Below are 9,772 nucleotides of genomic sequence, written 5' to 3'. Positions count from 1 at the left end.
CGCAGGGCCCTTTCGCGGGCACGCCCGCTCCCACAGGAAAAATCATACACTTCAAGGCAAGTGGATAACTGTGGGAGCGGGCATGCCCGCGAAGAGGCCATCAGCATCACATCAGGAACCCAGCCCACCTCAGGAGGTCTGTGTTTGCATGTACTACGGTGAACGCTTCAACGCCTGGACCCACCTGGTCGGTGCCGTCCTGGCCTGTATCGGTGCCATCTGGCTGATCGTGGTCGCGGGCCTGCAGGGCGACCCGTGGAAAATCGTCAGTTTCTCCATCTACGGCAGCACCCTGTTGTTGCTGTACAGCATTTCCACCCTGTACCACAGCACTCGCGGGCGGGCGAAGGTGATCATGCGCAAGCTCGATCACCTGTCGATCTACCTGCTGATTGCCGGCAGTTACACACCGTTCTGCCTGGTCAGCCTGCGCGGCCCCTGGGGCTGGAGCCTGTTCGGGGTGGTCTGGGGGCTGGCAGTGATCGGCATGCTGCAGGAGATCAAGCCACGCTCCGAGGCGCGCATTTTGTCGATCATCATCTATGCGGTGATGGGCTGGATCGTGCTGGTGGCGGTCAAGCCATTGCTGCACTCGCTTGGCAGCGCCGGCTTTGCCTGGCTGGCCGCCGGCGGGGTGTTCTACACCGTCGGCATCATCTTCTTCGCTTTCGACAGCCGCTTCCGCCACTGGCATGGCATCTGGCACCTGTTCGTGATCGCCGGCAGCCTCATGCACTTCGTGGCGGTGTCGTTCTACGTGCGCTAGTCAAAAGTCGCCCCACAGTTGCTGTGCCACCGACAGTGCCACCACCGGTGCGGTTTCGGTGCGCAGCACGCGTGGGCCCAGGCGTGCTGCGTGGAAACCGGCAGCCTTGGCCTGGTCGACCTCCGCCTCGCTCAGGCCGCCTTCGGGGCCGATCAGAAAGGCCAGGGTGGCAGGCTTGGCATGGCTGCTGAGCGGTTCGGCCACCGGGTGCAGGACCAGTTTCAGGTCGGCCTTGGCGCTGTTCATCCATTCGGCCAGGGTGACGGGTGGGTGGATGACCGGCAAGGTCGAGCGGCCGCATTGTTCGCAGGCACTAATCGCCACCTGCCGCCAGTGCGCCAGGCGCTTGTCGGCGCGTTCGTCCTTCAGCCGCACCTCGCAGCGTTCGCTGACGATCGGGGTAATTTCGTTTGCGCCCAACTCGGTGGCCTTCTGGATCGCCCAGTCCATGCGTTCACCTCGGGACAGACCTTGGCCGAGGTGGACATGCAGGGGGGAGTCGGCCTGGCCGGCAAGAGCCTGGTCGAGGCTGACGCGGACGGTTTTCTTGCCCACTTCGAGCAACTGGCCGCGGTATTCCTGGCCACTGCCGTCGAACAGCTGCACGGCGTCGCCGGGAGCCATGCGCAGCACGCGGCCGATGTAGTGGGCCTGGGCTTCGGGCAGGTCGTGCTCGCCAAGGCTCAGGGGGGCGTCGATGAAAAAGCGGGACAGTCTCATGGCTTTGCTCGGTAGAAGAGAGACGCAGATCCCCTGTGGGAGCGGGCATGCCCGCGAACAAGGGCGAAGCCCTTGCCAGGCACCGCGGTGCCTGCTTCGCGGGCACGCCCGCTCCCACAGGGAAAGTGGTATGGCTATCTGTCCGGGCTTAGCCCGGGTCACGGAAGTCGGGGTGGAAGTTGGCCGGTACGGCCACGCTCACGCTATCGCGGGTGGCAATGTCGATGCCTTCGCTGGCAACCTCGGCGAGGAAGTCGATCTGCTCTGGCGTAATCACATACGGTGGCAGGAAATACACCACGCTTCCCAGCGGGCGCAGCAGGGCGCCACGGGTCAGGGCGTGCTCGAACACTTTCAGGCCACGGCGCTCCTGCCATGGGTAGGCGACCTTGCCGGCCTTGTCCTGGACCATCTCGATGGCCAGGGCCATGCCGGTCTGGCGAATCTCGGCGACATGTGCGTGGTCGGCCAGGTGCGCGGTGGCACTGGCCATGCGTGTGGCCAGGGCCTTGTTGGCTTCGATCACCTTGTCCTGCTCGAAGATGTCCAGTGTTGCCAGCGCCGCGGCGCAGGCCAGCGGGTTGCCGGTGTAGCTGTGCGAGTGGAGGAATGCGCGCAGGGTCGGGTAGTCGTCGTAGAACGCCTGGTACACCTTGTCGGTGGTCAGGCAGGCGGCCAGCGGCAGGTATCCGCCGGTCAGGGCCTTGGACAGGCACAGGAAGTCCGGGCGGATGCCGGCCTGTTCACAAGCGAACATCGTGCCGGTGCGGCCGAAGCCCACGGCGATTTCGTCGTGGATCAAGTGCACGTCGTAGCGGTCGCAGGCCTCGCGCAGCAGCTTGAGGTACACCGGGTGGTACATGCGCATGCCGCCGGCACCCTGGATCAGCGGCTCGACGATCACCGCACTGATCGAGGCGTGGTGCTCGGCCAAAGTCTGTTCCATGGCCTGGAACATCGTGCGCGAGTGCTCTTCCCAGCTCATGCCTTCCGGGCGCAGGTAGCAGTCGGGGCTGGGCACCTTCAGGGTGTCGAGCAGCAGCGCCTTGTAGGTTTCGGTGAACAGCGGCACATCGCCGACAGACATGGCGGCGATGGTTTCGCCGTGGTAGCTGTTGGTCAGGGTGACGAAGCGCTTCTTGCCCGGTTTGCCGACGTTCTGCCAGTAGTGGAAGCTCATCTTCAGCGCCACTTCGATGCACGACGAACCGTTGTCGGCATAGAACACCCGGTCGAGGCCGGCCGGGGTCATGGCTACAAGGCGCTCGGACAGCTCGATCACCGGCTGGTGGCTGAAACCGGCCAGGATAACGTGCTCCAGCTGGTCGACCTGGTCCTTGATGCGCTGGTTGATACGCGGGTTGGCGTGGCCAAACACGTTGACCCACCAGCTGCTCACCGCATCCAGGTAACGTTTGCCTTCGAAGTCTTCCAGCCACACGCCTTCGCCGCGCCTGATCGGGATCAGCGGCAGCTGCTCGTGGTCTTTCATCTGGGTGCAGGGGTGCCACAGGACCTTGAGGTCGCGTTGCATCCACTGATCATTGAGGCCCATGGGCACTTCTCCTGGCTTTGCGGCGTGGTTCGACCGCGTAAGCCTAAGCAATGCCGCAGGGCAGAACAACCGCTGCTGTCGATCGGCTTGCCAGCTGCGCTTGCCAACTTGTGGCAGGGCCGCAGGCAAAAATGTCAGTGGCCAAAAGGACTTGATGTCACTGCGCTGGCAGGGCCGGCGGAGCTGACGTATTCTTAACGCATCTCTCCCGGGGCATTCCTGCCTCTCCCCGTTTCTGTAACCCCTGACTCGGAGTTCGCCGACATGGCTGCTGCTTGGGTGCGCCTGTGCGCGTTGGTATTGATTGGTGTGTCCAGCGGCGCTGCGCTGGCAAAGGACAAGACGCCTTCGGCAATCGTCGTGGGTGGTGGCCTGGCGGGCCTGACGGCCGCCTACGAGCTGCAGAACAAAGGCTGGCAGGTGACGCTGCTTGAAGCCAAACCGGGCATGGGCGGGCGCTCGGGCCTGGCCACCAGCGAGTGGATCGGCAACGCCAAGGCGCAGCCGGTGCTCAACCAGTACCTCGACCGTTTCAAACTTGAAACACTGCCGGCACCGGAGTTCGTGCGTACCCCCGGTTACCTGATCGACGGCGAGTATTTCAGCGCCACCGACCTGGCCACCAAGCAGCCGGCCACCGCCGAGGCACTCAAGCGTTACGAGAAAACCCTCGACGACCTGGCCCGTTCGATCGACGACCCGCTGAACCCGCAAGCCAACAGCACGCTGTTTGCCCTCGACCAGATCAACGTCTCCACCTGGCTGGACAAACTGCAACTGCCGTCCACCGCCCGCCAGCTGGTCAACCAGCAGATCCGTACCCGCTACGATGAGCCATCGCGCCTGTCGCTGTTGTACTTTGCCCAGCAGAACCGCGTGTATCGTGGCGTCAGCGACCGTGACCTGCGTGCCGCGCGCCTTCCCGGCGGCAGCCCGGTACTGGCCCAGGCCTTCGTCAAGCAACTGAAGACCATCAAGACCAGTTCGCCGGTGACCGCCATCGTCCAGGACAAAGACGGTGTCACGGTCAAGGTCGGCAGCGTCGGCTACCAGGCGGATTACCTGGTGATGGCCGTGCCGTTGCGCGCCCTGGCGAAGATCCAGATGACCCCGGGCCTGGACAGCCAGCACCTGGCGGCGTTGAAGGGCACCAACTATGGCTGGCGCGACCAGCTGATGCTCAAGTTCAAGAAGCCTGTTTGGGAAAGCCGCGCGCGCATGTCGGGCGAAATCTTCAGTAACGCCGGTTTGGGCATGCTGTGGATCGAGCCAGCACTCAAGGGTGGCGCCAACGTGGTGATCAACCTGTCCGGCGACAACGCCCGTCTGCTGCAGGCATTCGGCGACAAGCAGATGGTCGATCAGGTGCTGATCCGTCTGCATGCATTCTACCCACAGGCCCGTGGCTCGTTCACCGGCTACGAGGTCAAGCGCTACAGCACCGACGCCGGTACCGGCGGGGCCTACCTGGCCTATGGCCCGGGGCAGATCAGCAAATACTGGCGCCTGTGGGAACGCCCGGTGCAGCGCATCACCTTTGCTGGTGAGCATACCGACCCCCTCTACCCGGGCACCCTGGAAGGCGCTCTGCGCAGCGGCCAGCGCGCCGCCAGCCAAGTGCAGGACCTGCTGGCCGGCAAGTCGTTCGACCCGGCCAAAGCCGCGCCGGTTGCCGCGGCAGCAGCGGCAGGCGCAGTGGCGGCCAAGGAGAGCAAGGGCGGGTTCTTCTCCAACCTGTTCGGTGGCTCCTCCGACAAGAGCGACAAGGCAGACAAGGCCCCGGCCAAAGCTGAGCCGAAGGCGGTCGATGAGGCCAAGCAGGACAAGCCGGGCTTCTTCAAGCGCCTGTTTGGCGGGGCGGACAAGCCTGAAGTGAAGGCCGAGCCGATTGCCAAGGCCGAGGAAGTGGCGCCGGCACCTGCGCCAGCGCCTGCTCCACAAGCCGCACCGGCTCCAGTTGCGCCTGTGGCCAAGGAAGCTGCTGCCAAGCCAGCGGCGAGCAAGGCAGCCCCGGCCAAGCATGCGCCTGCGCACAAGCCAGCTCAAAAGCCTGCCCAGACCAAGAAGGCTACCGCCAAGTCCGAGCCGGCCAGGAAAGCCGCGGCCAACACCCAGGCCAAAGCGGGTTGATTTGTTGACTATGCTGGGCCCTATCGCCGGCAAGCCAGCTCCCACAGGATCATCACAGGTTCGAAGGCCTGTGCAAGACCTGTGGGAGCTGGCTTGCCGGCGATAGGGCGGGTACTGGCAACCACTGATTGCCCGACTATCGTTAATGTTTCCTTAATGGGAAGCTTACAGAATACATATCGGATTTCTCGATAATCCAAAGCAATTTTTTCCGCTTTTCTTCGATACGTTACGCGTTAGTCTGTGCACAGCTTTCACGGGGAAACACGTCAACATGCAACTGCGCAATTCACCTTCTCGCTACGGCGTGGTCAGCATCGTCCTGCACTGGGGCGTTGCGCTGGCAGTCTTCGGCCTGTTCGGCCTGGGCCTGTGGATGGTCGGCCTCGATTACTACAGCCCTTGGCGCAAGGCCGGCCCGGACCTGCACAAGAGCATCGGCCTGGTGCTGCTGGCGGTGATGTTGTTGCGGGTAGTCTGGCGCTTCATCAGCCCGCCACCCCCGGCACCGGCCAATCACGGCGCGCTTACCCGTCTGGCAGCCAAGTTGGGCCACCTGGCCCTGTACGTGGGGCTGTTCGCGGTAATGATCGCCGGTTACCTGATTTCCACCGCCGACGGCGTCGGCATTCCGGTGTTCGGCCTGTTCGAAGTACCGGCGCTGGTCAGCGACCTGCCCGACCAGGCAGACGTGGCTGGCGTGATTCATCTCTGGCTAGCCTGGGGCCTGGTGATTTTTGCCGTGTTGCATGCCCTGGCAGCGCTCAAGCACCATTTCATCGACCGTGACGCGACCCTGACCCGCATGCTGGGCCGCAAAGCTTGACTCTCAACCTCAATTGCATAGGAAGGAAGTAAGGATGTTGAAAAAGACTTTTGCCGCTCTGGCGCTCGGTACCGCTCTGCTCTCCGCCGGCCAGGCCATGGCTGCCGAGTACAAGATCGACAAGGAAGGCCAGCACGCGTTCGTTGACTGGAAGATCAGCCACCTGGGCTACAGCTTCATTCACGGTACCTTCAAGGACTTCGACGGCAATTTCACCTGGGACAGCGCCAAGCCTGAAGCCAGCAAGATCAGCGTCGACCTGAAAACCGCCAGCCTGTGGTCGAACCACGCCGAGCGTGACAAGCACATTGCCAGCGCCGACTTCCTTGACGTGAAGAAGTACCCGGAAGCCAAGTTTGTCTCCACCAGCGTCAAGTCGACTGGCGAGAAGACTGCTGACGTGACGGGCGACCTGACCCTGCACGGCGTGACCAAGCCGGTCACCTTCAAGGCGACCTTCAACGGTGAAGGCAAAGATCCATGGGGCGGCGAGCGCGCTGGTTTCAATGCCACCACCACGCTGAACCTGAACGACTTCGGCATCAAAGGCCCGGGCGCTACTTCGCAGACCCTGGACCTGGATATCAGTGTTGAAGGTGTGAAGCAGAAGTAATTCGGCTTAGCTGAAAGACCGAGGGGGCTGCTTCGCAGCCCTTTCGCGACACAAGGCCGCTCCTACAGGTTTTGCGCAGTTTTCACTTGCAGCGCAATACCTGTAGGAGCGGCCTTGTGTCGCGAAAGGGCCGCAAAGCGGCCCCCTCATGCTTTTTGTCAGCCCTTGCGGGTCAGCAGCGCCGGGCGCTCACCGCGTGGGCGGCTTGGCAGATCATCCAGTTGCTCGGGCGTCGGGTAACGGTCGAGCTTGGACTCCTTGCGGATGATCACTGGCTGTTTTTCCGGCTGGCGCGGGTTGCGCACGGCCGGCTCTTGCCGGGCAGCATCGTCACGGGCCGGGCGGCCACGGCCACCACCATCACGGCGGGCACCGCCACCGTTGTTGGCGCGGCCCGGGCGTTTCTCGCTGCCGCCACCGCCATTGCGCTGCTGGCCAGCATTGCGACCCTGGCCACCCGCGTTGCTGCGTTGGCCACTACCTTGAGCCTGACCTTGGCCGGCACTGCCACCCGGGCGGCGGTTGCGGCCCTGGTTCTTGCCCTGGTACGGGCTGACATAGTCGGCACGGTTGCCAAAGTTGTCGATATCGTCGTCCAGGAACTCTTCCGGGTCACGGTCGGCAGGCACTTTCGGCACGCTGCTGTTGCTGGCCTGCTGTTGCTGCTGGCGCGGTTTCTTGTCACGCGGCTTGCGTTGCTGCTGTTGCTTGTCGCCGCTCTTTTCCTTGTCGGCTGGCTTGTCCGCAGCCTGTTGCTTGGTCTTGCCTTTATCCTTGCCCTTGTCCTTGCGGCCGCCGTTGGCGTCTTTGCCGCCTTCGCCACGAGCCTGCTGGTTGCGGCCACCACGGCCGCTGTTCTGCTGGCGTTCACGCACTTCAGGCTTTTCGGCTTCTACCTGGCTGGCGTCGAAGCCCATCAGGTCGCCGTCCGGGATCTTTTGCCTGGTCACCCGTTCGATGCTCTTGAGCAGCTTCTCTTCATCCGGCGCGACCATGGAAATGGCCTCGCCCGAACGCCCGGCGCGGCCGGTACGGCCGATACGGTGGACGTAGTCTTCCTCGACGTTCGGCAGCTCGAAGTTGACCACGTGTGGCAGTTGGTCGATGTCCAGGCCACGGGCGGCGATATCCGTGGCGACCAGTACGCGCACGCTGTTGGCCTTGAAGTCGGCCAATGCCTTGGTGCGGGCGTTCTGGCTCTTGTTGCCATGGATCGCGGCGGCGGTCAGGCCGTGCTTTTCCAGGTACTCGGCCAGGCGGTTGGCGCCGTGCTTGGTGCGGGTGAACACCAGCACCTGTTCCCAGGCGCCCTGGGTGATGAGGTGCGCCAGCAGTGCGCGCTTGTGGCTGGCCGGCAGGCGGTAGACACGCTGCTCGATACGCTCGACGGTAGTGTTCGGCGGGGTGACCTCGATACGCTCCGGGTTGTGCAGGAGCTTGTCGGCGAGGTCGGTGATGTCCTTGGAGAAGGTGGCCGAGAACAACAGGTTCTGGCGCTTGGCCGGCAGGCGGGCAAGGACCTTCTTGACGTCGTGGATGAAGCCCATGTCGAGCATGCGGTCGGCTTCGTCCAGTACCAGGATTTCCACGTGGGCCAGGTCAACCTTGCCTTGGCCGGCCAGATCGAGCAGGCGCCCAGGGCAGGCAACCAGCACGTCCACGCCTTTGGCAATGGCCTGGATCTGCGGGTTCATGCCGACCCCGCCGAAAATGCAGGCGCTGACCAGTGGCAGGTCACGGGCATAGACCTTGAAGCTGTCATGCACCTGGGCTGCCAGTTCGCGAGTCGGGGTCAGGACCAGTACGCGGGGTTGGCGTGGGCCATGGCGCTGCGACTTGTCGGGGTGGCCGGCCGGGAACAGACGCTCAAGGATCGGCAGGGCGAAACCGCCGGTTTTACCAGTACCTGTCTGTGCGGCGACCATCAGGTCGCGGCCTTGCAACACGGCGGGAATCGCCCGCTGTTGCACGGGGGTCGGCTGGGTATAGCCCGCAGCCTCGATAGCGCGGACAAGAGCCTCGGAGAGACCGAGGGAAGCAAAGGACATGGGCAATCCTGTTCTCGTGTGGGCTGGGCCCGTTTGGGATGTTCTGCCTGGCGCGACGGGCATCGGTGGGATGCGATCGCGTCCGGTCCAGCTGGGCTTTCACTGCGCATCCGGGTAACGGAGGGTGGACGCGAAGGCGCGTCGATGCCGATCGGGATGCCTGTTGCGAGGCCGAGCGTCCGGGCGTGAGCCGGGCGGGAAGGCCCGAGTATAACAGAGCTAACGCGCTGTGCTGCTTTCCTGCTGCTCAACGGCGTTGAGAATGTTTCCGATGTCGCCTGTGTAGCGGTTGCTGATCGCTCTATAGGCGGGTTCCTGCTTGAAGCGCCCCAGTTCCAGGGCAAAGGCCTGGGCCAGCGCCTCTCGCCCGGGCTTGCGTGCCAGCCCCAGGAATTGCGCCTGGCGGCTGATCACCAGCGGCAGTTCCTCGATTTGCTGTTGCAGGCCCAGATGCCGCAGCAGGTAATGGCCGACCCTGCGGTCGGTGATTGCCAGGTCGATGCGGCCCAGCATCAGCTTGCCGAAGTTGGCTTCATGGGTGGGCGCGGCTTCACGCCTGAAATGTGCGGCCTCGTTGAACGCTGCACCATAGGCGTAGCCGGGCGAGGTGCCGACGGAGAGGCCGGCAAGGTCATCCAGACCCTTGACGCCATGGCGACGTGTGCGGGCCTGGAACAGGACGAACTCGACCTCCGACAGGGGTTCGTCGGCATATACCAGGTAGGGCTGGCGTGAGTCGGCCTGGAAGATGTCGAGGATGCCGTCGGCCTGGCCTTGTTCGATCATGAGCAGACAGCGCTTCCACGGCAGGAATTGCACTTCCACCTCGAACCCAAGGCGTTCGAACACCCGGCTGGTGACTTCATAGTCGATGCCGGCCGGCTGGCCGTCGCGCTGGTACACATAGGGTGCCCAGTCGTCGGTTACCAGGCGCAGGCGCTCGCCCAGGGCCAGCGGGCTCAGGCAGGCGAGCGACAGGATCCAGAACAGACGGGCGACGAGTGGCATGGCCGGAGATTACGCGCTCGGCTATTGCAAGGCCAGCGTCCCGGGACAACTGTAATGCCATGCGCCACCCCTGTGGGAGCGGGCATGCCCGCGAACACCGGCGAAG

General features: G+C 63.8%; 8 protein-coding genes. 4 read left to right on the top strand and 4 right to left on the bottom strand.

Annotated elements, in window-relative coordinates; all coding sequences use genetic code 11:
* The first annotated feature begins 148 nt into the window (after positions 1-148).
* A complete protein-coding gene (locus tag QIY50_08500; protein WGV22206.1) occupies positions 149-766 on the top strand; it encodes a hemolysin III family protein in 618 nt (205 codons plus the stop codon).
* Here the strand turns inward: QIY50_08500 and QIY50_08495 are convergent, their stop codons facing one another.
* Together QIY50_08495 and QIY50_08490 are read right to left on the bottom strand one after the other, a co-directional pair.
* Entirely contained in the window at positions 767-1,486 is a 720-nt protein-coding gene (locus tag QIY50_08495) for a 16S rRNA (uracil(1498)-N(3))-methyltransferase (GenBank protein ID WGV22205.1), read from the bottom strand.
* Positions 1,487-1,634: 148 nt separating this feature from the next.
* Positions 1,635-3,041 carry an adenosylmethionine--8-amino-7-oxononanoate transaminase gene (locus tag QIY50_08490; GenBank protein ID WGV22204.1) on the bottom strand — a complete coding sequence of 469 codons (1,407 nt, stop codon included), beginning with the start codon at positions 3,039-3,041 and terminating at the stop codon, positions 1,635-1,637.
* Between the two features lie 264 nt (positions 3,042-3,305).
* On the opposite strand from QIY50_08490, the gene QIY50_08485 reads away from it, so the two are divergent.
* The 3 genes from QIY50_08485 (at position 3,306) to QIY50_08475 (ending at position 6,610) form a co-directional block, all read left to right on the top strand.
* On the top strand, positions 3,306-5,171 hold the full coding sequence (locus QIY50_08485) for an FAD-dependent oxidoreductase (GenBank protein ID WGV22203.1): 1,866 nt from the start codon (positions 3,306-3,308) through the stop codon (positions 5,169-5,171).
* Positions 5,172-5,445: 274 nt separating this feature from the next.
* Positions 5,446-5,997 (top strand): cytochrome b, encoded by a 552-nt coding sequence (locus QIY50_08480; protein ID WGV22202.1) that lies wholly within the window; start codon positions 5,446-5,448, stop codon positions 5,995-5,997.
* A gap of 34 nt (positions 5,998-6,031) precedes the next feature.
* Positions 6,032-6,610 carry a YceI family protein gene (locus QIY50_08475; protein ID WGV22201.1) on the top strand — a complete coding sequence of 193 codons (579 nt, stop codon included), beginning with the start codon at positions 6,032-6,034 and terminating at the stop codon, positions 6,608-6,610.
* Between the two features lie 158 nt (positions 6,611-6,768).
* Here the strand turns inward: QIY50_08475 and QIY50_08470 are convergent, their stop codons facing one another.
* Positions 6,769-8,658, bottom strand: coding sequence for a DEAD/DEAH box helicase (locus QIY50_08470; GenBank protein ID WGV22200.1), 1,890 nt, complete (start codon positions 8,656-8,658; stop codon positions 6,769-6,771).
* A gap of 219 nt (positions 8,659-8,877) precedes the next feature.
* Positions 8,878-9,666, bottom strand: a complete 789-nt coding sequence (locus QIY50_08465; GenBank protein WGV22199.1) for a transporter substrate-binding domain-containing protein — start codon at positions 9,664-9,666, stop codon at positions 8,878-8,880.
* Positions 9,667-9,772 lie beyond the last annotated feature (106 nt).

Source organism: Pseudomonas putida (assembly GCA_029953615.1).
GTDB lineage: Bacteria > Pseudomonadota > Gammaproteobacteria > Pseudomonadales > Pseudomonadaceae > Aquipseudomonas.
Note: the sequence above shows the minus strand (reverse complement) of the source record. Positions and strands in the feature narration are given on the sequence as shown.

Coding starts and splice junctions, on each gene's coding strand:
- QIY50_08500 (WGV22206.1), top strand. CDS start 149: ATGTACTACGGTGAACGCTTCAACGCCTGGACCCACCTGGTCGGTGCC.
- QIY50_08490 (WGV22204.1), bottom strand. CDS start 3,041: ATGGGCCTCAATGATCAGTGGATGCAACGCGACCTCAAGGTCCTGTGG.
- QIY50_08480 (WGV22202.1), top strand. CDS start 5,446: ATGCAACTGCGCAATTCACCTTCTCGCTACGGCGTGGTCAGCATCGTC.
- QIY50_08475 (WGV22201.1), top strand. CDS start 6,032: ATGTTGAAAAAGACTTTTGCCGCTCTGGCGCTCGGTACCGCTCTGCTC.
- QIY50_08485 (WGV22203.1), top strand. CDS start 3,306: ATGGCTGCTGCTTGGGTGCGCCTGTGCGCGTTGGTATTGATTGGTGTG.
- QIY50_08470 (WGV22200.1), bottom strand. CDS start 8,658: ATGTCCTTTGCTTCCCTCGGTCTCTCCGAGGCTCTTGTCCGCGCTATC.
- QIY50_08465 (WGV22199.1), bottom strand. CDS start 9,666: ATGCCACTCGTCGCCCGTCTGTTCTGGATCCTGTCGCTCGCCTGCCTG.
- QIY50_08495 (WGV22205.1), bottom strand. CDS start 1,486: ATGAGACTGTCCCGCTTTTTCATCGACGCCCCCCTGAGCCTTGGCGAG.